Annotated in this window: 26 protein-coding genes; 15 read left to right on the top strand and 11 right to left on the bottom strand. The window is 62.6% G+C overall.

The features are described from left to right. The first annotated feature begins 2 nt into the window (after positions 1–2). The gene (locus ACZYOF_RS07235; RefSeq protein ID WP_282527939.1) at positions 3–812 is read left to right on the top strand and encodes an SDR family NAD(P)-dependent oxidoreductase; all 810 of its coding nucleotides are present in this window, start codon (positions 3–5) and stop codon (positions 810–812) included. 143 nt (positions 813–955) lie between these two features. On the opposite strand, the gene ACZYOF_RS07230 is transcribed toward ACZYOF_RS07235, so the two are convergent. Next, positions 956–2,188: a lytic murein transglycosylase gene (locus ACZYOF_RS07230; protein WP_463715294.1), complete on the bottom strand. Its 1,233-nt coding sequence runs from the start codon at positions 2,186–2,188 to the stop codon at positions 956–958. Between the two features lie 56 nt (positions 2,189–2,244). Beyond that, positions 2,245–2,829 carry a MarR family winged helix-turn-helix transcriptional regulator gene (locus ACZYOF_RS07225; RefSeq protein ID WP_282527937.1) on the bottom strand — a complete coding sequence of 195 codons (585 nt, stop codon included), beginning with the start codon at positions 2,827–2,829 and terminating at the stop codon, positions 2,245–2,247. A gap of 50 nt (positions 2,830–2,879) precedes the next feature. Here ACZYOF_RS07225 and ACZYOF_RS07220 point away from each other — a divergent pair, with 50 nt between their 5' ends. Then, complete coding sequence (locus ACZYOF_RS07220) at positions 2,880–3,362, top strand: carboxymuconolactone decarboxylase family protein (protein ID WP_130578390.1); 483 nt, start codon at positions 2,880–2,882, stop codon at positions 3,360–3,362. 50 nt (positions 3,363–3,412) lie between these two features. Next, on the top strand, positions 3,413–3,910 hold the full coding sequence (locus ACZYOF_RS07215; RefSeq protein WP_463715293.1) for a cupin domain-containing protein: 498 nt from the start codon (positions 3,413–3,415) through the stop codon (positions 3,908–3,910). A gap of 40 nt (positions 3,911–3,950) precedes the next feature. Here ACZYOF_RS07215 and ACZYOF_RS07210 read toward each other — a convergent pair whose 3' ends face one another. The 3 genes from ACZYOF_RS07210 to efp all read right to left on the bottom strand — a co-directional run bounded on the left by ACZYOF_RS07210 (position 3,951) and on the right by efp (position 6,683). Next, positions 3,951–4,397: a DUF805 domain-containing protein gene (locus ACZYOF_RS07210; protein ID WP_282527934.1), complete on the bottom strand. Its 447-nt coding sequence runs from the start codon at positions 4,395–4,397 to the stop codon at positions 3,951–3,953. A 95-nt stretch (positions 4,398–4,492) separates the two neighbouring features. Beyond that, positions 4,493–6,070 carry a peptidoglycan DD-metalloendopeptidase family protein gene (locus ACZYOF_RS07205; RefSeq protein ID WP_463715324.1) on the bottom strand — a complete coding sequence of 526 codons (1,578 nt, stop codon included), beginning with the start codon at positions 6,068–6,070 and terminating at the stop codon, positions 4,493–4,495. Positions 6,071–6,116: 46 nt separating this feature from the next. Then, positions 6,117–6,683 (bottom strand): elongation factor P, encoded by a 567-nt coding sequence (efp, locus tag ACZYOF_RS07200; RefSeq protein WP_130578393.1) that lies wholly within the window; start codon positions 6,681–6,683, stop codon positions 6,117–6,119. Between the two features lie 355 nt (positions 6,684–7,038). Here efp and epmA point away from each other — a divergent pair, with 355 nt between their 5' ends. The 3 genes from epmA to ACZYOF_RS07185 all read left to right on the top strand — a co-directional run bounded on the left by epmA (position 7,039) and on the right by ACZYOF_RS07185 (position 9,501). Further along, positions 7,039–8,091, top strand: a complete 1,053-nt coding sequence (gene epmA, locus ACZYOF_RS07195; protein ID WP_463715292.1) for an EF-P lysine aminoacylase EpmA — start codon at positions 7,039–7,041, stop codon at positions 8,089–8,091. Further along, positions 8,088–9,179 (top strand): lysine-2,3-aminomutase-like protein, encoded by a 1,092-nt coding sequence (locus ACZYOF_RS07190; protein WP_463715291.1) that lies wholly within the window; start codon positions 8,088–8,090, stop codon positions 9,177–9,179. The genes epmA and ACZYOF_RS07190 overlap by 4 nt, the downstream gene beginning before the upstream one ends. Positions 9,180–9,249: 70 nt before the next feature. Next, positions 9,250–9,501, top strand: a complete 252-nt coding sequence (locus ACZYOF_RS07185) for a hypothetical protein (protein WP_282527930.1) — start codon at positions 9,250–9,252, stop codon at positions 9,499–9,501. A 45-nt stretch (positions 9,502–9,546) separates the two neighbouring features. Here ACZYOF_RS07185 and ACZYOF_RS07180 read toward each other — a convergent pair whose 3' ends face one another. From ACZYOF_RS07180 to ACZYOF_RS07165, 4 genes are all read right to left on the bottom strand, one after another. After that, positions 9,547–10,632 (bottom strand): 3-deoxy-7-phosphoheptulonate synthase, encoded by a 1,086-nt coding sequence (locus ACZYOF_RS07180; RefSeq protein ID WP_463715290.1) that lies wholly within the window; start codon positions 10,630–10,632, stop codon positions 9,547–9,549. 310 nt (positions 10,633–10,942) lie between these two features. Continuing rightward, positions 10,943–11,521, bottom strand: a complete 579-nt coding sequence (locus ACZYOF_RS07175) for an HdeD family acid-resistance protein (RefSeq protein ID WP_394565579.1) — start codon at positions 11,519–11,521, stop codon at positions 10,943–10,945. A 70-nt stretch (positions 11,522–11,591) separates the two neighbouring features. Further along, the gene (locus ACZYOF_RS07170; RefSeq protein WP_463715289.1) at positions 11,592–12,629 is read right to left on the bottom strand and encodes a PrsW family intramembrane metalloprotease; all 1,038 of its coding nucleotides are present in this window, start codon (positions 12,627–12,629) and stop codon (positions 11,592–11,594) included. 1,090 nt (positions 12,630–13,719) lie between these two features. Continuing rightward, positions 13,720–14,952: a hydantoinase/carbamoylase family amidase gene (locus ACZYOF_RS07165; RefSeq protein WP_463715288.1), complete on the bottom strand. Its 1,233-nt coding sequence runs from the start codon at positions 14,950–14,952 to the stop codon at positions 13,720–13,722. Positions 14,953–15,195: 243 nt separating this feature from the next. Here ACZYOF_RS07165 and ACZYOF_RS07160 point away from each other — a divergent pair, with 243 nt between their 5' ends. Beyond that, the gene (locus ACZYOF_RS07160; protein WP_130580617.1) at positions 15,196–15,465 is read left to right on the top strand and encodes a hypothetical protein; all 270 of its coding nucleotides are present in this window, start codon (positions 15,196–15,198) and stop codon (positions 15,463–15,465) included. Positions 15,466–15,826: 361 nt separating this feature from the next. Here the strand turns inward: ACZYOF_RS07160 and ACZYOF_RS07155 are convergent, their stop codons facing one another. Then, positions 15,827–16,516 (bottom strand): DUF4336 domain-containing protein, encoded by a 690-nt coding sequence (locus tag ACZYOF_RS07155; protein WP_463715287.1) that lies wholly within the window; start codon positions 16,514–16,516, stop codon positions 15,827–15,829. A 30-nt stretch (positions 16,517–16,546) separates the two neighbouring features. After that, positions 16,547–16,981 carry a bleomycin resistance protein gene (locus tag ACZYOF_RS07150; protein WP_463715286.1) on the bottom strand — a complete coding sequence of 145 codons (435 nt, stop codon included), beginning with the start codon at positions 16,979–16,981 and terminating at the stop codon, positions 16,547–16,549. A gap of 140 nt (positions 16,982–17,121) precedes the next feature. Between ACZYOF_RS07150 and ACZYOF_RS07145 the strand changes: the two genes are divergently transcribed. From ACZYOF_RS07145 to ACZYOF_RS07110, 8 genes are all read left to right on the top strand, one after another. After that, entirely contained in the window at positions 17,122–17,481 is a 360-nt protein-coding gene (locus ACZYOF_RS07145; protein ID WP_282531608.1) for a hypothetical protein, read from the top strand. 421 nt (positions 17,482–17,902) lie between these two features. Then, positions 17,903–20,401 (top strand): arylsulfatase, encoded by a 2,499-nt coding sequence (locus ACZYOF_RS07140; RefSeq protein WP_463715285.1) that lies wholly within the window; start codon positions 17,903–17,905, stop codon positions 20,399–20,401. A 246-nt stretch (positions 20,402–20,647) separates the two neighbouring features. Then, on the top strand, positions 20,648–21,421 hold the full coding sequence (locus ACZYOF_RS07135) for a class I SAM-dependent methyltransferase (protein ID WP_463715284.1): 774 nt from the start codon (positions 20,648–20,650) through the stop codon (positions 21,419–21,421). A gap of 172 nt (positions 21,422–21,593) precedes the next feature. Next, on the top strand, positions 21,594–21,932 hold the full coding sequence (locus ACZYOF_RS07130; protein WP_130580613.1) for a hypothetical protein: 339 nt from the start codon (positions 21,594–21,596) through the stop codon (positions 21,930–21,932). Positions 21,933–22,258: 326 nt separating this feature from the next. Next, the gene (locus tag ACZYOF_RS07125) at positions 22,259–22,426 is read left to right on the top strand and encodes a hypothetical protein (protein ID WP_155255580.1); all 168 of its coding nucleotides are present in this window, start codon (positions 22,259–22,261) and stop codon (positions 22,424–22,426) included. Between the two features lie 206 nt (positions 22,427–22,632). Next, the gene (locus ACZYOF_RS07120; protein ID WP_130580612.1) at positions 22,633–23,343 is read left to right on the top strand and encodes a Crp/Fnr family transcriptional regulator; all 711 of its coding nucleotides are present in this window, start codon (positions 22,633–22,635) and stop codon (positions 23,341–23,343) included. 42 nt (positions 23,344–23,385) lie between these two features. Continuing rightward, complete coding sequence (locus ACZYOF_RS07115) at positions 23,386–23,652, top strand: DUF6894 family protein (RefSeq protein ID WP_130580611.1); 267 nt, start codon at positions 23,386–23,388, stop codon at positions 23,650–23,652. An 84-nt stretch (positions 23,653–23,736) separates the two neighbouring features. Then, positions 23,737–24,024: leucine zipper domain-containing protein (locus tag ACZYOF_RS07110; RefSeq protein ID WP_463715283.1), on the top strand; the 288-nt coding region annotated here is incomplete at its 3' end.

Raw genomic sequence — 24,024 nt, 5'->3', positions numbered from 1 at the left:
ACATGGCGGGACAGGTGGAAGGCAAGGTGGCGCTGGTCACCGGCGCGGCCTCGGGTATTGGCGCGGCGGTCGCGGAATTGCTGGCTCAGGAGGGGGCCACGGTCGTGGCGACCGATATCGACGAGCTCAGGGGACCGGAGCTCGTTGCCGGCATCAGCAAGGCCCGCGGCAAAGCGGTGTTTCTGCAACAGGACGTGACCAGCGAGGCACGCTGGGTGGAGATCATCTCGGAGATCGAGAAACGGTTCGGCCGGCTCGATGTGCTGGTCTCCAATGCCGGCATCGGCATCTCCGTGCCGTCGATCACCGACATGACGCTCGCCGACTGGCGCCGGCAGACCGCGATTAATCTCGACGGTGTTTTCCTCTCGGTGAAATATTCTCTGCCGCTGATGCGGAAGAGCGGCGGCGGATCCGTCATCATGATGTCCTCGCTTGCGGGCCTGCGCGGCGCGGCGGGCCTTGCCGGATACTCCGCGACCAAAGGCGGCGTGCGGCTGCTTGCGAAGTCTGTCGCGATGGAATGCGCCGCCATAGGTGACGGCATCCGCGTCAATTCGGTGCATCCCGGCATCATCGACACCCCGATCTGGGGCAAGATCCCGACGGAGGCGACGGGAAACCGCGCCAACGCGCCGATCGATCCGGAAGAGCGCGCGAAGCTCGCAACTCCGCTCGGCCGCGCCGGCCAGGCGGCGGAGATCGCCAGCGGCGTGCTGTATCTGGCCTCGGATGCGTCGCGCTACGTGACGGGAACTGAGCTCGTCATCGACGGCGGGATGAATGCAGGTGCCGTCGCGCGCAGGGCGTGACAGCAGTCAATCCCTCTCGTCATTCCGGGATGCGCCGAAGGCGTAGGCCCGGAATCCATTGGGCAGCGGTCGCGAGGGGAGAAATGGATTCCGGGCTCGATGCTTTGCATCGCCCCGGAATGACGACCTGGTGACGACACACGCTACGGACCCTGCCGCAACCGCGCCAGTACCTTCAGTCCACCGTAACCGTCGGCGGGCAGCAGGCTCATCTTGGTCTGATAATCCCGGATCGCCTTCATGGTGTCGTTGCCGACGCGGCCGTCGGTGCCGCCGGTATCGAAGCCGGCCTTGGTCAGCCGGGTCTGCATTTCCTGCACCTCAGCAAGCGTCAGTGCGCGCTCGGAGCCGGGGAAGGGATGGATGAAGAGCGGCGCGCCGAGAATGCGGTCGCCGAGATGGCAGATCGCCAGCGCGTAGTTCATCGAGGGGTTGTAGCTGCGCACGGCATAGAAATTCGGACCCAGCAGGAAGGCGGGGCCGCCCGCGACCGGTATCCAGAGTTGCGCCGATGCATTCGGCTGCGGGAACGGCTGGCCGTCGGCGCGGGTCACGCCGGCGCTGGCCCACGCCGCGTAGGTGCGGCTGCCGCTCATGCTGCCATTGGCGCGTACTTCATAGCCCCAATGTTGGCCGCGGTGATATTTGCCGCGGTTGACGAGGTATTTCGCGGTTGATCCGAGTGCATCGTCCGGCCGGCCGAATGGCGAGACCTTGCCATCGCCGTCATAGTCAAAGCCGACATTGAGCCACACTTCCGGCATCCATTGCGAATGCCCCATGGCGCCGGCCCAGGAGCCGCGCATCTCCTCCGGTGTGCTCCAGCCGCGATCGACGATCCTGAGCGCGTTGATCAACTCAGTCTCCCAATAGGCCTTGCGACGCGGCTCGTTCCAGGCGAGCGCGGCAAGTGCAGGGAATACCGGCTTCATGTGGTTCTGCTGCACCAGCGGATCGCCGTAAGCGGATTCAACGCCCCACAACGCCAGCAGCGTGCCGCGCTCGACGCCAAAATCCTTCTCGATCCGCGCGAACAGCGCCTCGTTCTTCTTGAGCGCCTCGCGCCCATTGATGATGCGCCAGTCGGAGACGCGACGGTTGATGTACTGCCAGATCTGCTCGTTGAATTCCGGCTGCTTCTGCATCTGCCGGAACACGCTCATGTCGGGCTCGATGCGGCCCATCACGCGCGTCCAGGTGGCCGCCGAGATTCCCTTGGCGAGCGCGCGGGCGCGAAAATTGTCGCGCCATTGGTCGAAGCCGGGTGGTGCTGCGGCAAGCGCTGAGAACGGGCCAGCCAGCAGGGTGCCAGCCGCGATGCTGCCTTGCAGGAAAGCCCGGCGGGCAGGGGATTTCAAAGAATCAATCTGCTTCATGCTGCCAATCTAGCGACGCCATCAAAGTACACAAAAAGTCACATCGCCGCGGGAACCTAGCTATCCTGCAGCTCTGTGGCGATTTTGGACAGCCAGCGCCGCACGATCAGTTCCGCCTTGGGGGGCAGCCCTTTAGCCAGCCGCCGGTCCACGGCATGGGCGTGGCGCCGGCATTTTTCCAGGAGCGCAGTTCCGCGCCTTGTCAGCGTCCACTGCAGGACGCGGCCGTGAACCGGGTGCGGTGTCTTCCGGATCGCGCCGTCGCGCTCGAGATTGCGGATGATGACGCCGACGGTCTGCGGCGTCAGCAGCGCCACCCGCGCCAGATCGGCGCCGGACAGCCCGGGATAGGCCCGCAGCATCGTCAGCACGACGAATTGCGGCGGGGTGACGCCGAGCTTTCCCAGCGCGCGTTCCATTGTCAGCCGGGTCGCGGCCTGCGCCTGCCGCAGGAGATAAGCGAGGTAGCCTTGCTCGCCGCGTTTGCCCTGGCCGGGCGGCGGCGGACGGGGCGTCGCGACCGTTAGATTTTCCGCCGCGTGCGTTTTCCTATTCCGAGCGGGATTTTTCGATTTTCCGCCTTTTGACGTCTTGCGAACCGTGACCGATTTCTTGCCGGTGAACCGAGCCTTGCGCGACATATCAGTGCTCTTATAGTGTATCAGTATACTGATAACATGAGGCGAAACCGATGTCACACGCGAGAGCCGAATACGCTGACTTTCAGAAACTCGCACCCGAAGTCTACGAGGCCGTGCGGGCGCTGGGCCAGATGGCGGCCAAGGCCGGGCTCGACAAACAGTTGCTTGAACTGGTCAAGCTGCGCGCCTCGCAGATCAACGGCTGCGCCTTTTGTGTGCAGTTTCATGTCCTGCAGGCAGAGAGCCTCGGCATATCCGCCGACAAGCTCAATCTCGTCGTGGTTTGGCGCGAGGCTCCGCAATTCTCAAGCCGCGAGCGCGCCGCGCTGGCCTGGACCGAAGCGCTGACGACGCTGGGCGACGGCGTGAGCGACGAGGTTTATGCTGAGGCGCGCGCGGAATTCTCCGAGCAGGAACTGAACTATCTCACCTCGGCGATCGCAGCGATCAACGTCTGGAACAGGTATGGCGTCGCCTATCGCTGGACGCCGCCGGCACGGAAGCCGCCCGCAGTCGGCGCAGCCGCGTCGTGAATCCGGAAGGCAAAGGGGGCGAATAACGTCTTTCTCCAAAGGAGAACAACATGGCATCGATGCTGGCGACAACTCCTTTCGCACCGACGCGGCCGATCTCGCTCGCGGTCATTGCCGGTCTTGCCTGTGCCATGGTCACCGCAAAGACATTGCCGGCGATGATGGACACGTTATCCGGCGCCATCGCGCCGCTTTGCGCGAATGCCGCCGAGGGATCGCCGCTCGACAAGGTCGAGCCGATCGGCTCGTACGCTCTGCCAAACGTGCCGGGCAAACGTGTCACCATCGTGCGCGTGTTCTACGGCCCCGGAGGTTTCACGCGCGCGCATCGGCATGCTGGCTCGGTGACGGCCTACATCACCAAGGGCGAAATCCGCTCGCAGCTCGGCGGCGGACCGCTTGAGACGTTCAAGGTCGGCCAGTCCTTCTTCGAGCCGCCGGGCTCGACGCACCTGGTCTCAGCCAATGCGAGCAATACGGAGCCCGCGGAATTGATTGCTGTGTTCGTGGCCGACGAGGGCGCGGAGCTCACGACGTTTCTCGAGTAGTGCGGTTCGGCGGGTTTGTAAACGCGTCGCGGCGGACGCGCTAGATTCCGGCGCGCGCCAGTGGATCGCGGCCGAACCGATTGTCTCCGTATCCTCCGGGAAAGAAGCTCAGAAAGGCAACGATCAGCAGATATGGAATAGACACGCTGATGTTGATCGCGCTGGCAACAAGTGGAATGGCGAGAAGGGTCAGCAGCCACCATCCGGAGACATTCAGATCGTGCAACCGTTTCGCCAATATGGCGATGAGCGGCCACAGAACGATCAGCAGCGCCAGCCGGACCGAGCCGTCATACGGCGGATTGACGTCGGGTGAGACGTAATACCGGACCGGCGGAATGGTGAGGTTACGCCAGCTACGGACCAGCAGAATGTAGACCAAGACAATCCCGAGAAAGCCGAGTCGGAATTCCTGCCGGCTGATCCGGCCGTTCGGCGACAGAAAATACCAGGCGAAGGTCGAGAACATGCGCGATCGTGGTTTCACTTGAGTTTGCTGCCCACCATACATTGCAGGCACTTAACGATCGCGGAATCGACTTCGGAGATTTAGCTCCTTTCCGTCAATCGCCTGGTCGGCAATCAGTTGCCGCCACCTTCCTGCGGATCGAGACGTTGGATCACGTCTTCCGGCTGCGCGTGCGCCACCGCGGCTGCCGCGGGCGGTTCGGGGCCGATCTCGCGGCCGCGGCCGCGGATCAGGCGTTCGTAGGCTGAGACCAGCGTGGTGTAGGGATTGACCCAGAGCCAGCCGTCGCGCGTGAACACCTGCACGTCGAAATGCAGGTGGCGCGTGGTGCCGTTGGGATGATCGAGATAATTCGAGACCACGCCGATCTTTTCGCCCTCCGTGACGCGGCGTCCGTTGAGAAGGCTGTCCGCATCCATCGCCGACGGGTTCATATGCATATATCGGAAGCGAATATGCTCGGTCTGGGTGTTGACCTGCAGCGTCGCCCCCTGTTGGCCCCGTGAACGGATCACGACGCCATCGCGCACGGCAACGATCGCTTGCCGCTTGGGATCGCAGGGCTCCCCGCTTTCGCTGTTGGGCGGGCAGGCGCCCGGGCGGATATCCTGCCCCTGGTGGCCAAAGCCGTTGGCGCACTGGCCGACTTCGAAGCTGCGCGCCTCGCAAAAACTGTCCTGCCAGGGATATTGGTCGGCGCGCCTGCCGAACGATTGCGAATGGACGAAGGCCGGCGCCTTCGCCAAAGGAAAGCGGATCTGCGAATACGCGGTCAGATCGGTGCGGCCACCCTGCTTGTGGTAACCGCTGTTGGCGACGATGTCGCCGCTCGGCCGATAGGTGAACTCGGGTGAAACGGCTGCCGGCCGCTCGGCGCTCACGGAGGCGATGTCCCGCCGCAGCCGCGAGGGTTGGCCGCCGGCGACGCGTAGCGCCTTCAGGAAACGCTCGGCGACCGGATAGGCTTCGCGGCAGGCCAGTCGCCGCAGCCGCGGCGTGCTATCGAGGCAGTGGATCGAGACCACATAGGGCACGCCGAAGCGGGTGAAGGCGTAGCGCACATAGCCTTCGCGGATGATGCGTCGGATATCAGGGTATTGCGCCGAAAGCGATTTGACCGGTTCGGCTCTGCCGCCGAGCCGATCGTTGAGATCATAGAGGAGCAGCGAGCCGGTGATATGCACCTCGACCGGTCTTGCGAAAGTCCGCTCCGGCATCCCGTTGCCTGCTCCCGGCTCGAGTGCGAACATCGCATCATAACCGGCGGCTCCTGCATGGAAGAGATCGGCCGGACGGAAGTCCGCCTGATAGCGCGACACCGACAAGCTCTCCGGCGTGCCGCTCTGCCGCGCTTCGAGATAGCTTGCGGTGTCGAACGGCAGGAGCACCGGGATCGGGCTGCGGCCGATGCCGGGGAATAGCTGCGAGGTGATCGCGTTCAATTGCACCAGCGCGGGCCGTGAGCGCGGATCGTACGAAGGCACGCGGCGCTGGCTCGCAAAGGTGAAGTTTGCGGCGATCGAAGGCTGGGTATTGATCTCGGCGCGGAGCTGATCGAGCACCGCGCGCCATTCGACGCGCACGGCCGAGATCGAAGGAGTACGGAATTCGTCGGCAGAAGCGGCGAAGGGGCTGGCGAGGAGCGATGCGAAAGCTGCCAGCCAAGGTGCGACGAAGCGGACAGCTTTCACTTTCAACGCGTCGTCCCCCGGCGCGGTACCCCGTTAGCTCGATCGGCTAATCCTTCGCGCGTTCGACGTAGGAGCCGTCTTCGGTCATCACCACGATGCGCGTGCCGGTCGAGATATGCGGCGGCACAGCGGTGCGGATGCCGTTCGAGAGCATTGCGGGCTTGTAGGAGGACGAGGCGGTCTGGCCCTTCGTCACCGGCTCGGTCTCGACGACCTCGAGGGTGGCGCGCTGCGGCAATTGGATCGCGACCGGATTGCCATCATGCATCGAGAGCTTCACGGTCATGTTTTCCTGCAGATACGGCGCGGACGACCCGACGATGTCCTTTGGAACCTGGACCTGGTCGTAGGTCTCGCCATTCATGAAGTGGAAGCCGTCGGCGTCCTCATAGAGGTAATTGAAGTTGCGATCCTCAACCGTTGCCTTCTCGACCTGGTCGGTGGTCTTGTAGCGTTCGGAGACCTTCACACCGTCGCCGATGCGACGCATTTCGATCTGGCTGACCGGGGTTCCCTTGCCGGGATGGATGTTTTCGGCGGAAAGGACAACGTAAAGCTTGCCATCCTGCTCGATGATGTTGCCCTTGCGGATGGAACTGGCGATGACTCTCAAAGTGGTTTTCCTGAATGGTTCGGCCGCCGGCTCGGCTCGGCTGATGCGCTCGGCGGCCTGGCGGCAGTTTCGGGCTGCAACATACTGATTTGCCCCCGAGATGCCAGCCTTTTGCGGCCGGTTTCGGCAGGTTGCTGACAGGTGTGGCGTCCTCTGGCGGCTGTCAACCGCGCGAACTGCGAGCCGGAACGTGGTCCAGCCCCGCCATGTGGACAACGCATTCGCCGTCGGGCATCAAGGGGGCGCCGCTTGTCGATGGAAATCTAGTGATTTCAATGGTCTTTATCGATTTTCTCAACCTGTTGATGGATAACCCGACGCATCGCGTGAAGCGTCCTTTAGCGGGAGCGCAGCCATGAGTGGCGTCGACCGCCCGTCGCCCTGGTGGAATCCAGCTCGGCACGCCGACAGAAAGCCGTTTCTCGAGGCGCGCAGCGCCGTGACCAAGGCGGTGCGGGCCTGGTTCGAGGGGCGAGGATTTTCGGAGGTCGAGACCGGCATCCTGCAGGTTTCGCCCGGCAATGAGACCCATCTGCATGCGCCGCGCACGGAGTTGACGCGGGCCGATGGAGGCCGGGTGCCGCGCTACTTGCGGACATCACCCGAGTTCGCCTGCAAGAAGCTGCTCGCCGCAGGCGAAACCAAGATCTTCGAGTTCGCGCGCGTGTTCCGCGACCGCGAACGCGGTGACCTCCATTTGCCCGAGTTCACCATGCTGGAATGGTACCGCGCCAATGATGACATCGACGCCGTGATAGCCGATACCCTCCTTGTTATCGCTGAGGCCGCACATGCGACTGGCATCGGGCGCTTCTCGTTCCGCGGCAAGACCGCAGAGGTCGGTGGGGTGCCTGAACTGCTGACGGTTGCGTCCGCCTTTGAGCGCTTTGCCGGCATCGATCTTCTGGCCACCATCGTTGACGGCGAGGGTGACCGTGGGGCGCTTGCGGATGCAGCCCAGGAACGGATACGGATCGCCGAGGATGACACCTGGTCGGATATTTTCAGCAAGGTTCTGGTCGAGCACGTCGAGCCGCATCTCGGGCGGGGGCGCCTGACTGTGCTGTCCGACTATCCGATCCCGGAAGCGGCGCTGGCGCGCGCGAAACCGTCCGACCCGCGCGTGGCCGAGCGCTTCGAGGTCTATGCTTGCGGCGTCGAGCTCGCTAACGGATTTGGTGAATTGACCGATGCCGCCGAGCAGCGCCGACGTTTCGCCGGGGCCATGGACGAGAAGGAGCGCCGCTATGGCGGGCGTTACCCGCTGGATGAGGATTTTCTCGCCGCCGTCGGCGCGATGCCCGAGGCGAGCGGCGTGGCGCTCGGCTTCGACCGGCTGGTGATGCTGGCAAGCGGCGCGCTGCGGATCGACCAGGTGGTGTGGACGCCGCCGGCAGGAGAGACATGAACCGGATCGACCGAAAGCTGACCGCAACGTTGCGCCAGCCCGCCGAACTGATCGAGCGCGGCCTTGCGCCAGAGGCAGCACTTGCCGATCTCGAACAGGTCGCCGCGCGCTATGCGATCGCGGTGACGCCTGATATTGCGGCGCTCATCGAGCCGGACGATCCCAACGATCCGATCGCGCGGCAGTTCATTCCCGCCGCGGATGAACTCGTGACGCAAGTGGGCGAGAACGCTGATCCGATCGGCGACGATGCGCATTCGCCTGTTCCCGGCATCGTGCACCGCTATCCGGACCGGGTGCTGTTCAAGCTCGTCCATGTCTGCGCGGTCTATTGCCGGTTCTGCTTCCGCCGCGAGATGGTCGGGCCGGGCAAGGCGACCGCGTTGTCGGAGGATGCCTATCGCGACGCGCTTTCCTATATCCGCTCGCGCCCGGAGATATGGGAGGTGATCCTGACCGGCGGCGATCCATTGATGCTGTCGCCGCGGCGGCTCGCCGAGATCATGGCCGACATCGCTGCCATCGATCACGTCAAGATCATTCGCCTGCACACGCGCGTGCCGGTGGCCGATCCGGCCCGCGTCAGTCCGGAGATGGTCCGCGCGCTGCGTGTGGAGGGCGCCACGACCTGGATCGCGATCCACGCCAATCATCCGCGCGAACTGACGCCCGAGGCGCGCGCCGCCTGCGCGCGGCTGGCGGATGCCGGCATTCCCCTGGTGAGCCAGACCGTGCTGCTCAAGGGCGTCAATGATGATGCCGCCACGTTGGAGGCTTTGATGCGGGCCTTCGTCGAATGCCGGATCAAGCCCTATTACCTGCATCACGGCGATCTCGCGCCCGGCACCGCGCATCTGCGCACGACCATCGAAGAGGGGCAGGAACTGATGCGATCGTTGCGGGGCCGCGTCTCGGGCCTGTGCCAGCCCGATTACGTGCTCGACATTCCCGGCGGCCATGGCAAGGCGCCGATCGGGCCGCGCTATTTGACGCAGGACAATCCCCCACAACGTGAAGGAGTTAATGAAACACGCTACCGTGTGGTGGATTATTGCGGTGACGTGCATCTCTATCCACCTAAGGTGTGATCGCAGGCGCACGAATGTCGACGTTCCCGAATGGGCGCGATAGAGTATGTCGAGAGGCAGGAGAATCAGGATGCGGAAAACAATCTTGTCGATGGCACTTGTGACCCTGATCGGTGCGCCTGCCTTTGCGCAGGGCGGAACCACGACAGTGCCGAAAAGCAGTCCCGACGTGAAGTCGATTCCGGAGGCGCCGATCGGTCACCGTCAACCGCGTCGCGGCGAGGTGCCGACCGAAGGCAATATCAGCGACCCGAACAATCCGGTGAACAAGGAAGACGCCGCCCTTGATCGCAAGATCAAGAGCATCTGCAGGGGTTGCTGAGGCGACCGCCGGGCGCTGCGACGCCCAGCGGGTCGTAGCAGGCGTCTAGGCCAACCGTTCCCGGACATCGCGGCGCTCCGCCTTGCGGCGTGCCTCGACCGCATCGGCGAGCACGTTGAGCGAGGAGACCGTCGTCTCCCAATCGACGCAGCCGTCGGTGATGCTCTGCCCGTAGGTGAGCGCGACCCCCGGCACCACGTCCTGCCGCCCGGCGACCAGGTTGCTCTCGATCATCGCGCCCATGATGCGCATCTCGCCGCCGGAAACCTGGCCGGCGATGTCGGCGACGACCAGCGGCTGGTTCTCCGGCTTCTTGCTGCTGTTGGCGTGGCTGGCGTCGATCATCATGCGCTGGTTGACGCCTGAGCGCGCCAGCTCTGCCGCGGCGGTATCGACGCTTGCCGCATCATAGTTCGGCGCGCGGCCGCCGCGCAGGATGATGTGGCAGTCCTCGTTGCCGCTGGTCGCCGCGATCGCCGAGCGGCCGCCTTTCGTCACCGCCATGAAATGGTGCGGGTAGGAGGCCGACTTCACGGCGTCGGCGGCGATACGCACATCGCCGTCGGTGCCGTTCTTGAAGCCGACGGGGCAGGACAGCCCGGAGGCAAGCTCACGGTGGATCTGGCTCTCGGTGGTGCGCGCGCCGATCGCGGCCCAACTGACGAGATCGGCGATATATTGCGGCGTCGTCATATCAAGGAATTCGCTGCCGGCGGGCAGGCCGAGATTGTTGACGGCGGAGAGTACGCTGCGGGCAAGCCGCAGGCCCTTGTTGATGTCGAAACTGCCGTCGAGGTTGGGATCGTTGATCAGCCCCTTCCATCCGACGATGGTGCGCGGCTTCTCGAAATAAACCCGCATCACGATCTCGAGCCGGTCAGAGAGCTGCTCGCGCAAGGTGGCGAGGCGCTCGGCGTAATCGATGGCCGCTTCGGGATCGTGGACGGAGCAGGGGCCGACGACGACCAGGAGGCGGTCGTCCTTGCCGTTCAGGATGGCGTGGATGGCGTTGCGCGCCGCCATCACCACCCGCGTCGCCGTCAAGGTGCGCGGGACCTCGCGCATCACCTCTTCGGGCGTACTCAGCTCTTTCAGTTCTCTAATTCGAAGATCGTCAGTGGTACTCAACACGGCGGGCTCCTTTGATTTTTGAACCTGCCGGCCAACAAAAAAGCCGCCAGGTCTGGCGGCTGTTCGGACGTCTTGCTGCAATTTCACTAAATTGAGCGCGATCCTCCCGCCGCCAGCGAGCTGTCGTAGCTAAAGTACCAAAAATAGCTGGTGGCGGCGTTGATCATGGCTGGCTCTATAGCGGATGGATGCGGCCTTGTCACCTCCAAAGATTCGGTTCTGATTCAATCAGAACCGAATCTTTAGTTTCTTGTTTTGACGCGTTTTCTTCACGCGAACCGGTATCCACTTCGCTCGAAAACGCTCTAAATCACGGGTCGGTGCTGTGGGCGGCGAGTGCCATGCCGATCAGGCTGGCCCCGCCGAACAACAGATTGAGGCCAACCAGGAGCCCAAGCGCCCATTCCGCCGAGCCGGGCAGTCCGGCGACGATGATGAAGGCGATCAGGATGTCCATCAGTCCCGCGATCAAGAGCCACGACCAGCGCCCGGTCAATTCGCGCCGGTGCTCCAGCGCATACATGATGGTGGCGACGCCTTCGGCAACGAAATAGGCCCCGACCACGATGGTCAGCGTCAGCACGCCCTGCATCGGCCGCGCCAGCAGGATCAGGCCGGCGAGCACGGCGAGCGCCGCCGAGATCAGCGACCACCAGAAGCCCGGCATCTCGCGCGCCCAGTAGGTGACGATCAATCCGCCGATGCCTGAGATCAGGAACAACCAGCCGAGGAAGATGGTCACGGCGAGGCTCGCGAAGGCCGGCACGATCAACGCGGCGAGGCCAAGAACCGCGAGCAGGATGCCTTCGAACAGGAAGGCCTTCCAATGCGCCTTCACCGAGGCGTTGACTTCGGACTGCAATTTGTCGAGGTTGTCTGGAAGGGTCATCGCAGCGCTCCCGGCAGGTGCCTAATTGCACGAGCGATCCTAGAGCATATCCGGTTCCGATTATATCAGATTAGCCCGGCCCCGGCGCCGACGAAAAGCCCTCCGATGTCGTGCGAATTCGATTTCGCCCGAAGATGTAGATCGCAGTGGTCGCGATCAGCAGCGCTATGCCGATCACGATGGAGATCGCGGCGAGCGAGACCAGGATCGCTGCCGGATTGTGCTCGGGATTGATCAGCCAGCGACGGATCGACGCCAGCACGAAGGCCAGCCCCAGAAAGCCGGCACCGCTGCCGAGGACGAGCACGGCCCACATCCGCCGCAACTGGCTCAGCCGTTCACGCGCAAGCGCGGTGCGCGGGGCATGATGGCGGCCGACCCGGTAGATCAGGCGGATGGCGAAGCCGATCGAGCTGAACCCGATCAGGACGCTTGCCGAGCCAAGGATCATCCGGAGCGTGGAGCCGAGATCGCCGCCCCGTTGCAGGGTCAGGAGCGGGAAGTCGAACGCGGCATGCAGCAGGACCGGGGCGAGCAGCACCATGCCCCAGCTCGACAAGCGCGCCCAGGCGCGGTTCTTGCGGTGTGCGCCAAGTGCGGTGCCGGAGCGTGCGATCGCGACATAGGCGCCGGCGATGATGCCGAGCGCGCCATGAAACGGCACCGTGAGCACGCTGCGCAGCACGGCGAGCGCGCGCCACATCTCGGCGTGCTGGACCAGGTAGGCGAGGTTCTCGTAGGCGGCGAAACCGAGCCCTACGGCGGCGCCGTAGACCACCGGGTCCATCGGATCGGCGGAGGCGCGGCGCCGCGACGACACGGCGATGATCACTGCGATCTTGACGATCTCCTCAGGGAGAGCGACGCCGAACAGCGAGCGCACCACCAGCGTCATCCAGGGGTTTTCCGGTATCGCCAGCAATGCGTTGAACGGAGCCCGCACCAGCCCGAGCAGCGAGATGCTGGCCGCGCCGAGCACGAAAGCGAGCCAGACCTGCGCCGGCGGGCCCGGGCGCTCGTCGGCGGCGATGACGAGCCAGAGCATCAGAAGCGCCGGCGCAATGGCGGCGGCGCCGATGACGGTTGGGAGAGACTCGAGCAATAACATCTGCGGGTAATCAAAACCGGGTACGACTAACGAAAATGGCCACAAAGCCGGCGCTTGGCAAGGCAACGTAACCGCTTTGCGATGGGTTCGGCGCGCCACATTCACGACTTTTTGTCGCATTGCACGGTCGGTCATTCCCGGTGTCCCGGCCCCGAGCCGGGATCCTGCAGTCCGTAGCCCGTAGGATGGGCAAAGCGAAGCGTGCCCACCAATCAAGCACTCCGCTCGCGATGGTGGGCATGCTTCCGCTGGAGTCCGTTTAAGCGACCGTGCGTGAAGTCGCTTTGCCCACCCTACGAGTCCCTCGCGCCTTGCACCGCTGTCATCGTCCGCGAAGGCGGACGATCCAGTATTCCAGAGGCGGCGGTGCTTGAGCCGAGAGGCTGCCGGATACTGGATGCCCCGCCTTCGCGAGGCATGACGGTGGAGTAGGGTAAGGGACATGAGTCCGTATTCTCGCGGCGCGTTACGCCCGAGGTTTGCATCACTTTCCACCCTCTCATCGAACAGAGGGCGCAGGGAAAGCCGGGTGCCGGTTGCACCCATGGGTCCCGTGCAACAAGAAGCACGGGGGTAGGACCACAGGTTCAACCGAAGCATTCCGGCTTTCCCTGCGCGATGGTGTTACGGCTTACTTCGTACTCTCCCCGGTGACCGGGCTTTCTTGCCACCGTCGCTCTGCTCAACGAACAGAACTTAGCGCCAGCGTCGGGGCGCCAGGACCACACGACTTCGCCGTCCGCTGACATCACGCTCGTCAGTCGTGACACCCGCGTCCACCGCATCTCACCGCAACGTTCGTGACGATCGCGACCCGCCCCTCTCTTGGGTGAGACCCGCGGAGTCATAGTGCTGATTTGCCCGACGGCGAAAGCGGAATATTTTTCGCATGAAGGATGGACACGTTTCTGCTGATTTGCCCGTCGGGTTGTTATGTCGCAGTTCGCGCCTCAACACACGCTGTCATTCCGGGGCGATGCGAAGCATCGAGCCCGGAATCCATCCAGCCGCAGAACACGTGGCGAAATGGATTCCGGGCTCGCGCTGCGCACGCCCCGGAATGACGGAGAGTGAGATCCGTGGCGCGCGTTCACCGCACAAGCAGTCGCCGGCATGCATCGACAAACACCTTTGCCCCGGTGACGATGTCGGCGTCGTCGGTGTTCTCGCTCCAGTGATGGCTGATGCCGGCGATCGAGGGCACGAACAGCATGCCTGATGGCATGATGGTGGCGAGGACCTGGGCGTCATGGCCGGCGCCGCTTGGCATCCGGATCGACTTGCCGTCGGCAAAGCGCGCGCTGGCGGCTTCGATCGCGTCCTGGAACGCGGCATCCATCGTCGCCGGCGTGCCGGTGCGGATGCGCTCGACCTCGACGCTGCAGCGGCCTTCCGCCGTGACCTCGGCGGCCATGCGGCGCAAATGCGCCTCCAGGCGTTCGATCACGCCCGGATCGTCGTCGCGCATCTGGAACAGCATTTCGGCGCGGCCGGGAATGATGCTGGGCGCGCCGGGGTCGAGCGTGATGCGGCCGGTGGTCCATACCGTGCGCGGGCCGCACAGGGCTGGGAAGCTGTCGTCGATCGCGACGCAGAATTTGGCGAGCGCAAGGCCAGCATCGCGGCGGATCGCCATCTGTGTGGTGCCGGCGTGGTTCTGCTCGCCGGTGAACGTGATGCGATATTGCCAGATGCCGACGATGGAGGTGACGACGCCGATCTTGAGGCCGCTGTCTTCGAGTGTCCGGCCTTGCTCGATATGGGCCTCGAGATATCCGACGTGCCGTCCGCGTTCGGCGGTGACGCGCGGGCGGCCGGCAAGCCCGACGCTCGCCAGCGCTTCACGCATGGGACGGCCGCTGCTGCGGTCGCGCGCGGCATCGACCTCCGCTTCGGTCACGGCGCCAACGTAGGAACGGCTGCCAAGGAAATGGCCGAAATGTCCTTCCTCGTCGCACGAGGCGGCAACCTCGACTGCACCTTTAAGGTTCGCGTCGGGATTGATGATGCGGGCAGCTTCGAGCGCATAGACGACGCCGAGCGGTCCATCCAGCCAGCCGGCAAAATTCTGGCTTTCGAGATGCGAGCCGGCCAGGAGCTTTGGTCCAGGCTTTGCGCTGGTGCCGAGAACATTGCCGATGCCGTCGATGGTGGGGGCGAGGCCGGCTTCCGGGAGCTTTGCGGCAAGCCACGCGATCGAGCGCATATGCGGCTCCGAAAAGGTCGGCTTGTGCACGCCGGTCTTGTACGCGCCGATGGCGCGGAGCGCATTGAGATCGGCGAGAACGCGGGCGCCGTCGACAGGCAGGTTCGGATCGGGCATGGCGGATGCACCGTTGATGGTTTCTTCCGTCCAGGCTCGCATACGCCGCGCGCTGGGGAAAGCGGGCTTTGCCGGGGGGTACGCCTTCGGTCGGGACAGACCTCTGGTCTGCGCGGACCAAACAGCATAAATGACGGATCGGTGAAGCCATATTGATTTGGCGCAAGCCAGGACGAGCCAAACTTGCTTTCAATGCGCGATCAGCCCCATCAGACGGGCAGCGAAATAATCGGGGAGACGGCCATGGGCGAGATCACTCTCTTTGTCGCCATGCCATTCGACCTGACCGATGATGGTCTCGTCGCCGGCGAGCCTTTCAAATGCGCGAGCCCTGCGGCGGCGATCGAGCGCGCCAAAGGTTTTTGGCAGGTCCTGGGCCATGCCGGAGCCGTCGCGTTCGTCCGCGTCGGCTATCCGGAATCGACGACCACCGTGCTGCGCGCGTTCGGCAATGTGCCGGACGATCTGTTGGGCGGCTGTCATGATCCCAAGCGGACCTTCCTGACCCACTAAAACCCAAGCCTGATCACAACATCGGCATCGCTGGGGCGGGCAAATTGCCCCGCCTTCACCATGATTTGGGGGCGTAAATCCTGCCAATGCCGAGCAAAAGCATGGGCAAGACAGCGCCAATGACGGCTCATCTCCCTAAGACAGCAGAGGAGGAGCACGAGGAGCAGCTTCGTAACCTTGTCCGCGTTGTTTCAGCCTGCACCTTGGGACTTTGGTCCTTTGCTGCAGGCATCCTGATCGGGACCTTTCTTCTGTTTTGAATAGTGTTGTAGGGGTCGTCAGAAGCGACCTATTGCGCAGCTAACACGCGAACCTTCCTGCAATTTGCATGTAAGCGTCTTCGCGGCTCCGACGCTCTAAATCACGCGGTCAGCCACCCAAACGCACGGCTCAGGTATACTCGCGCGTCCTTTTCCACCGGTGTCCCGTGGGCCATCAGCACCTTCTGAGCTGGCCATGCGAGAATGTAGTCCAGAGACTTTCGCGCAGCGCGGCGGTTGGTAAAGGCGATACGAAACTTGCGCGGCACCGACGGCTCGGGCCCCACCATGAGGTCCAGCTTCGCGACCATGGCCCGCCAGCCGGAATTGCGGTCGGCCGGAATCTGCTGGAGCAGATCGGTAAACAGCACGGTCCCGCTCTTGATGTGAAAAAACACCACCTCCGTCGTGATCAGGTTGCCGTGCATCAGGACCTGATCGATCTCCTCGATCCAATCCGGGCTCGGGACACCTCCGAGGTCAGCATCAAAGACGATGTCCTCGCGTTTCCTGCGCAATCCCGGTGGGGCGTAGATCTTGGCGCCAGGGTAGGCGCGCTTCCACTGTGGAAGGAACAGGTGATGAAGTGAATTGGGAGCAATGATGTGCCGCACCGGACCTGCGGCATCGACCTCCGCCCGCAGGCTATCGGTGAGTTCTATCGGCGACCAGATGAAGAGGCCTCCATCCGACAGTCTGATGACGGCCATCCGGGTGGGATAATGAAATCCGGCTACTGCTACGTCGGGTCCATCCGCAGTCCAGATCTCGTAAGCGAATTCCTTCAACATAGCCGATCCAACTGGTGCCGTTCGAGGAGATTACCTCTTTCCCAAATCCTGTGCGAAACGCAGGAGGTAGCCGTCAGGATCTTGCACCAGGAATTGCCTGTTCCCGCGCTCCTCTCCGGCGATCCGATACCAGGCGTCATGACACTCTCTGAAGAGGGGCCATTTCTCATGCTTCAGTGCATCGAGAAGAGGTGCCACGGAGTCGACGAAGATCTGAAAGTTGATGCCGCGTCCCAACGGTTGTTGTAGAGCCCCAGTCTCCCAGTTACCATTTTGTTGCTTCAGCATGACCTGAGCTCCTTGCAGCTCGAGGTACATGAAGCGATTTTCGGGGCGCTGATACGCAATCTGGAAACCAAGTATCTTGCACCAGAATGTCTTGCTCGTTTCCAGGTCAAACACGTCCAGCTCGGGGACGAGGCGAGCAAAGCCGCCAGTTGGCAATCTATCTGCTGGTATTCCCATGGCCCACCAGTCCTCAGAATTTGAACCTCTGAAAATATGACGGGTCGATTTAGCGTATCGAATCGATGAGAGAAAGCCGGGAGCAACCATGCACTCGGATTTGAGTCGCTTCCGAGCAGCCGGACGTCTATGTTGTGCTTATGTCGCGCCTGATGTGTCTGTCGATTGCCGTCGTCCTGTCACTGCTGCCGGTCGTAGCGCCGGCTGCGCCGGTTCACAAACGAGCGCCGCCACGCTGGCACGGCTACGGTTTCCTTCCGGGCTATCAGCAGCCACCGAACAACAGCCTTCCACTTTACAAGCAGAAAACTTTGGCTTCGCGCATGGCGCGTCGCGACCGGCGCCATTGGTACATCGATCCAGTCCCACGTTATTACGGGTGGGATGGCGACTGGCATTATTTCGGTCGGCCTGGCTTCTACGGCGGTCGCTACAATGGCGGCAGCTTCGGTCCTTGCTGGACGCGGACGCCGATCGGGCCGATCTGGAATTGCGGCTGATTAGCCCGTTGCTCAAAGACCGTGCGCGTACATCCCTTTGCCGACAGCGGTCGCTCATGTTCCGAAGCTTCCTTTACGAGGCGAGGCTCCCAGAGCATTCCGGTCCTATCTGCTGACGGAGGAGAAAGGCTAGGGCGTGATCTGACCCAAGGCGCAAATCGATTGATTTAGATCAAGAAGAGCTGTGTAGCATCCGCGATTTTGGACTCCAAGCGGACCTGTGGCGCTGTCCCAGCCGCGAATGGGATGTTGGTCGGGGGCTGCATAGCAGCCGCAATGGGCCCGAGTTCCAATGGGTGTTGCCATTCACCCAACATACTGCCCGATGACCAGCAAGTAACAGATCGCACGGAGATAGATGTCGCCAGAGACGATGGATGTCCGCAACTTCGGAGACATGCCGGTATCGTAGGAGGCAACCATGCGCGATGACGAACAAGGCAACAAGTCCAATCGTTCTTCCCCCGCGAAAAGGATCGAGATCAGTCGACGCCGTCTGCTCGGCTCCACCTCACTCCTTGCTGCATCAGTGATTACGTCGACTGCGCTTCCGCGCACGGCATCTGCCGCGACAGACACGGTACTGCCGAGGCCGGAGCCGCCCTTCTCGGGGAAGATCGAGCGCACAGTGAAGGGTTCGGTCTCCGACTTTCCAAAAGGGGTCGAGGCCCCGGCGGGGGCACCGAACGTCCTCCTGATCTTGACTGACGATGTGGGCTTCGGCGCGACCAGCACGTTTGGAGGGCCCATCCAGACCCCCAACTTCCAGCGGCTCGCGGACAACGGGCTTCGCTACAACAGTTATCACACCACCGCGCTGTGTTCTCCTACCAGGGCAGCACTGATCACCGGACGCAACCACCATTCGGTGGCGAGCGGGGTCATCACCGAGTTCGCGACCGGTTATCCCGGCTACAATTCGCTGGTGCCGAAGAGCGCCGGCTCTGTGGGGGCCGTTCTCAGGGAGAATGGCTACAATACATCGTGGTTCGGCAAGATGCACAATGTGCCGGACTGGATGTCCAGTCAGGCAGGCCCGTTCGATCTGTGGCCGAATGGCCTGGGCTTTGAGTATTTCTATGGGTTCATTGGCGGTGATAGCGACCAATGGCACCCGGCACTCTACGAGAATACGACGCCAATCGAGCCCTATTTGGGCGACCCTGCTTATATCCTGGATCGCGATCTCGCCGACAAGGCGATTGCCTGGATGCGGATGCAGCACGCGCTCGCGCCCAACAAGCCGTGGCTGCTCTACTACGCGACCGGCACTGCGCATGCACCACATCACGCGCCGAAAGACTGGATCGCGAAATACAAGGGGCAGTTCGATCAAGGGTGGGACACGCTGCGCGAGGAGACGCTCGCGAGGCAGATCAAGCTGGGAGTTGTGCCGCCCAATACCAAGCTGACCGCCCGCCCGGAACAGATCCCAGCGTGGGATTCCTTGTCGGCGGACCAGAAGCGCCTGTATGCGCGGATGATGGAAGTGTACGCGGGCGCCTTGTCACACGCTGACTACAACATCGGTCGTCTGCTCGACGCTGTCGAACAATCAGGCCAGATGGATAACACACTCGTCGTTTTCATGATGGGCGATAATGGCGCGAGCGCCGTGGGCAGCCTGCAAGGGACGACCAACGAGGTCGCTACCGCCGCCAATGGCGTGACGGAGAGCCTCCCGTTTCTGCTCTCGATGATCGACGAGCTGGGCGGCCCGCTGACCTACAACCACTATCCGGTCGGCTGGGCGCACGCGATGGACACCCCGATGCAATGGACGAAGCAGATTGCATCGCACTTCGGCGGTACTCGCAACGGCATGGTGATATCGTGGCCGGCACGCATCAAGGACAAGGGCGGCTTGCGAACCCAGTTCTGCCACGTGATCGATATCGTGCCGACGATCTATGAGGCCGCGAAGGTCACGCCTCCGGATATCATGGATGGCGTGAAGCAGAAGCCATTGGATGGCGTGAGCCTCGTCTATACCTTTGACAGCGGCACGACGCCGACACAACACACCGCCCAATATTTCGAGATGTTGGGGAACCGGGCCATCTACAAGGATGGCTGGATGGCGAGCACGACGCCGCTTCGCCTGCCCTGGGTGACCAGCGGATACGAGCCCAACCCCGATGACTTCAAATGGGAGCTTTACAACATCAGTGAAGACTTCAGCCAGTCGAACGATCTGGCGGCAAAGTCCCCCGGGAAGCTCAAAGAGCTGCAGGATGCGTTCGATGTAGAAGCAAAGAAATACAATGTCTATCCGCTCGACTCCAGCTTCGCATCCCGGGTTGATCCGGCAATTCGGCCGAGCCTGACCCGCGGCCGGAGCGAGTTCGCCTACTTTCCGGGTATGATCCGGATTCCGGAGGGATCGGCGCCGGACTTCAAGAACAAGTCGTGGACGATCGCTGCCGAAGTAGCCATCCCGCAGGGCGGAGCGAACGGCGTCTTGGCCACGATCGGAGGCCGTTTCGGCGGCTGGGCACTGCTGGCGATGGACGGCAAGCCCGTCTTCGCCTACGCGCTTTCGAACCAGCCGGACCACAAGTTCAAAGTGGCATCCGATCAGTCGCTCCCGGCTGGTAATCATATCCTCCGCGTCAAATTCGAATACGAAGGTGGCGGCATCGGCAAGGGCGCGATAGCCACCTTGCTAGTAGACGAAAAACAGGTTGCACAGGGACGGATTCCACAAACCCTGCCTTGTCGGTTCTCGCTCGATGAAACCTTCGATGTCGGTCAAGATACGGGAACTCCGGTACTGGAGGAATATGCCGACAAAATGCCGTTCCGCTTTTCCGGAACGCTCAAACGATTTGTCGTCGTGCTCGAACCGCAGAAGCTTAGCGACGACGAACAACGCCGACTTCACGAGCAATTGGCCAAGGCCATGACGGCCGTTCACTGATCGATCAAGAGGCGGCGGAATCGAGCTCCTCGATGCCCACCTCCCGAAGAACCGGAGAGCGACCCATCGCCGCTGTCGGCTCATGGCCAAAGCAGCCATTCCGGAAGGGTAGGCGGCCACGCCAGAACGCTTTGGCCAACAACGGTGTACGCGTAAAAATGTGATCCAAATTTAAGGTGACGCGCCGATGCAGCGGGCTACTTTCGCTGCACACTGTTCGATGACCTCGATGATTGGGCGTGCGGAATGGGACGTTTTGCAACGACAGTTGACCTCTATGAGCAATTCCGGCCGCCATATCCTGCCGCGTTCTTCCGTGAGGTCGCCCAGCGCTTGGCGCTGACGAAGCAGCATGCGCTGATCGATCTCGGCACCGGGCCCGGCCTGCTCGCGCTCGGCCTTGCGGACTATGTCGGACGCATTGTCGCCGTCGATCCCGAGCCGAACATGTTGGCGGCCGCGCGACAAGCGGCCAAGCAGGGCAGACGGGAGGTGACGCTGGTCGAGAGCAGGGCGGAGGACTTGCCCGAGAGCATCGGGCGCTTCGATCTTGTTACCATCGGGCGAGCGCTCCACTGGCTGGACGAGAGCACCTTGGGCCCGCTGTTCGAACGGCTGGTGGCGCCGGGTGGCGTCGTCGCCATATGCGCGTCCGGCTCCGTGACAGACGGGCGCAATGTATGGCTTGAGGAATACACCGCAGCACGGCGTGACTGGTCGGACAAAAATCTATGGTCCGAGTCGCGTTCGGGGCAACGCGTGCATCGCGAGCTTTCCTCCGTGCTGCAAGGCACCGCATTCCAGGCCGCCGAGATGATCCGGGTCGAGAGCGTGAAGCAAACCAGCGTGGCTGACTTGGCGCAACGCATGTTGACCTTCTCGTCCTCCTCGCCGGCCGTCTTGGGCGAGAAGGTCGAGCCGATGCTGCGCGATGTCGAGGTGCGCTTGATGCCGATGAGCCGGGACGGTGTGCTGACCGAGTTCGTTGTTTCGACTGCGGAGATCGTGCGCCGTCGGTAGGAAGAGCAGGGGACTCAAAAGCTGCTCCCCACTGACTTACGCATTCTTCCTTCTCGCGATCTCCATCGCCGCTTCGGCCATCTTTTCGCTCTGATCAATGGGCATCTAGCTAAAACGATTTGTTAGCCATTCTGCACTTAGCTCACAGCATCAGTTGTATCAGAGTATCGCCATGCGTCATGTTCGGAACCCGGCCTGCCGGATCGTCATCCTGCTTCTTCCGCTCGCGCTTGGTGCCTGCGCGCAATATGGCGTGACGAATACGGCTTCGACCGGGCCGAGAACGTTTGCTTGGGACGGGGCGGGCGAGGATCCGAACGCGCCGCGGCGAACGCCCAGACACTCAGCGAAGGTGGCTCAGGCGACCGTGCCATCCGCGGATGAGCGGGAGCAGGTTTCTGACGAAGATGCCGATCGCAAGCTCGCCAGCAAGCTCGTGATCTGCAAAGGCTGCATCAAGCCGCAGGAGACTGCAGAGCGGCCCGACGGATCGCGCGTCGCCAGTCGCTAATCCCGACGGATGGCGACCGGTATCTGTGTTCAAGTCTCATCAATCCGCATCGCCGTCCGGTGGTGCGCCGCCGCCGGCAGCGCCTGCCGGGCCGCTCTACCAGCCCGGCGTTCCCCTCTACGAGAATTATGGACAGGTGCTGCTTACGGCGGCTTCGGATCGCTCGGACCGAGCCGTTCCGGGCGCAGGTCGCGGCGGCACGCCGCAGCCTCAGGCAAGCAAATCGCGCTAATTGTGAACCGACTGTAATCCTTGTCTCTCTGGTATTGGCCGCACGTCGCGACCATATTTCGATCAGGTCCAATGAGGCGAATGGCGGAGGATCGATGGCCGACGCTATGGAACTTCGGAAGCGAGCGGAAATGTTCGAGCGGCGCGCCGAGGAGGCGAAGGATCCGATCTCGCGGGCGCATTACCGCGAGATGGCTGCGCATTACCGAACACTGGCCGTCGAGCACCAGCCTGTCCGCAACGAGGAATCGGCCGATCATTAGGTGATCGCTCGCCTCGCAGCCTCAGCCCTTGAAACGGCAAGTATAGCGCGCGGATTCGCGGCAGCGCAACCGAATCCCTGCAGGTCGGGAACAATGACTAGCTAACCCCGGCGAGGAGGGGTAGGGTTTTCGTCTTACCGCTGAGCGGCAAAAGGGCGACAGCTCTCGCGCGTTATTGCAATTGCACCTGCCTTTGGTTTGGACAAATGCCCAGCGAAATGATGATCCGCAGGCTGCGGGTCAATTCCAAATTGAGCGACGATGATGTTTCCGCGCTCCGCTCCTTGCGTGTTCAGGTCAAGGAATTTCCGGAAGAAACGGTCGTCGTTCGCGAAGGCGAACACGCGACGCATTGCTGCGTGATCCTGAGTGGCTTTGCCTATCGCGCCAAGGTGGCGGAGAACGGCAAGCGACAGATCCTGTCGTTCCACCCCGCAGGCGACATGCCGGACCTGCAGGGTCTTTTCCTTGACCGAATGGACCACGATCTGGTGACGCTGTCGCGCGCTCGGATCGGCTTCATCGAGCATCGTTCCATCCATCAGCTCATCGAGGTGCGGCCATCGATCGCGCAGGCGCTCTGGCGTGAAACGCTGGTGGACGCGGCTGTCTTCAGGGAGTGGATTGTGAGCCTGGGCACGCGGACGGCCGCGGGACGCATGGCCCATCTCATTGCCGAACTCCGCCAGCGGCTGACCGCAATGGGGCTGGCCGCGGATGACGAGTTCGAATTTCCGATCACCCAGTCGAGGCTGGCGGAGGCGCTGGGGCTAAGCGCGGTACATGTCAACCGGGTGCTTCAGTCCTTTCGTGCCGAGGGCGTGCTCGACATTCAGAAGAACATGGTGAAGCTGAGCGACATCGAGAAGCTCGTGGAGATCGGAGGGTTCAACGATACCTATCTGCATCAGCAATGAAGCTTTGCGGAACGAGAGGGAGCTGCCTCGCGTTGGCGCAAAATGCATATCTATCAGTTTCACATTGCCGGGCTCAGGCCTTTCCATGACCGGGAGGGCATGGAACTGCCGGATGCTGAAACCGCCTGGGCGGAAGCCCTGCGACTGGTGCGCGATATCGAGGGATCGCTGCAACCGGGTGAAAGCTGGTCGCTGGACGTCGTCGAAGACGGCACGACGATTTTCCGTATCAGCCTCGCGACTGAAGACTTGCGGATCCGGCGTGGCAGCGGTCCCGCCACAACAATGACGCGCTCGAAAACGCTCTAGCTGTGGTCTTTCAGGAGGTTGTCCATCTGGTCCGAACCGAGGAAGCTGAGGTTGCGAAGCTTCAGTGTTCCCCGGAGAGACCAGATGAACAGCCACAAGAATGCGCGTTTGACGCCCAAAGGTCGAGAGGCGATGGTACGCAGCGTGGTGGAAGGTGGGCTGAGCCAGGCCGACGCGGCCTACCAGTTCAACACGACACCGAAGACGGTCGCCAAATGGGTCGAGCGGTTCCGCGCCGAAGGTGTGAATGGGTTGCGCGACCGTTCCTCAAGGCCCCTTTCATTGCCAGGCCAAACAGCGCCCGCCACATGCACGATGATCGAGGCGTTGCGCCGGCAGCGCCACACCGGCAAGCAGATCGCCGCCGAGGTC

The sequence above is a fragment of the Bradyrhizobium sp. LeoA1Lang genome (assembly GCF_055413685.1).
The sequence above is the reverse complement of the archived record's forward strand: the minus strand, read 5'-3'. Positions and strand labels throughout refer to the sequence as shown.

Coding starts and splice junctions, on each gene's coding strand:
- ACZYOF_RS07235 (WP_282527939.1), top strand. CDS start 3: ATGGCGGGACAGGTGGAAGGCAAGGTGGCGCTGGTCACCGGCGCGGCC.
- ACZYOF_RS07230 (WP_463715294.1), bottom strand. CDS start 2,188: ATGAAGCAGATTGATTCTTTGAAATCCCCTGCCCGCCGGGCTTTCCTG.
- ACZYOF_RS07225 (WP_282527937.1), bottom strand. CDS start 2,829: ATGTCGCGCAAGGCTCGGTTCACCGGCAAGAAATCGGTCACGGTTCGC.
- ACZYOF_RS07220 (WP_130578390.1), top strand. CDS start 2,880: ATGTCACACGCGAGAGCCGAATACGCTGACTTTCAGAAACTCGCACCC.
- ACZYOF_RS07215 (WP_463715293.1), top strand. CDS start 3,413: ATGGCATCGATGCTGGCGACAACTCCTTTCGCACCGACGCGGCCGATC.
- epmA (WP_463715292.1), top strand. CDS start 7,039: ATGAGTGGCGTCGACCGCCCGTCGCCCTGGTGGAATCCAGCTCGGCAC.
- ACZYOF_RS07190 (WP_463715291.1), top strand. CDS start 8,088: ATGAACCGGATCGACCGAAAGCTGACCGCAACGTTGCGCCAGCCCGCC.
- ACZYOF_RS07185 (WP_282527930.1), top strand. CDS start 9,250: ATGCGGAAAACAATCTTGTCGATGGCACTTGTGACCCTGATCGGTGCG.
- ACZYOF_RS07175 (WP_394565579.1), bottom strand. CDS start 11,521: ATGACCCTTCCAGACAACCTCGACAAATTGCAGTCCGAAGTCAACGCC.
- ACZYOF_RS07170 (WP_463715289.1), bottom strand. CDS start 12,629: ATGTTATTGCTCGAGTCTCTCCCAACCGTCATCGGCGCCGCCGCCATT.
- ACZYOF_RS07165 (WP_463715288.1), bottom strand. CDS start 14,952: ATGCCCGATCCGAACCTGCCTGTCGACGGCGCCCGCGTTCTCGCCGAT.
- ACZYOF_RS07160 (WP_130580617.1), top strand. CDS start 15,196: ATGGGCGAGATCACTCTCTTTGTCGCCATGCCATTCGACCTGACCGAT.
- ACZYOF_RS07155 (WP_463715287.1), bottom strand. CDS start 16,516: ATGTTGAAGGAATTCGCTTACGAGATCTGGACTGCGGATGGACCCGAC.
- ACZYOF_RS07150 (WP_463715286.1), bottom strand. CDS start 16,981: ATGGGAATACCAGCAGATAGATTGCCAACTGGCGGCTTTGCTCGCCTC.
- ACZYOF_RS07145 (WP_282531608.1), top strand. CDS start 17,122: ATGTCGCGCCTGATGTGTCTGTCGATTGCCGTCGTCCTGTCACTGCTG.
- ACZYOF_RS07140 (WP_463715285.1), top strand. CDS start 17,903: ATGCGCGATGACGAACAAGGCAACAAGTCCAATCGTTCTTCCCCCGCG.
- ACZYOF_RS07135 (WP_463715284.1), top strand. CDS start 20,648: ATGGGACGTTTTGCAACGACAGTTGACCTCTATGAGCAATTCCGGCCG.
- ACZYOF_RS07130 (WP_130580613.1), top strand. CDS start 21,594: ATGCGTCATGTTCGGAACCCGGCCTGCCGGATCGTCATCCTGCTTCTT.
- ACZYOF_RS07125 (WP_155255580.1), top strand. CDS start 22,259: ATGGCCGACGCTATGGAACTTCGGAAGCGAGCGGAAATGTTCGAGCGG.
- ACZYOF_RS07120 (WP_130580612.1), top strand. CDS start 22,633: ATGCCCAGCGAAATGATGATCCGCAGGCTGCGGGTCAATTCCAAATTG.
- ACZYOF_RS07115 (WP_130580611.1), top strand. CDS start 23,386: ATGCATATCTATCAGTTTCACATTGCCGGGCTCAGGCCTTTCCATGAC.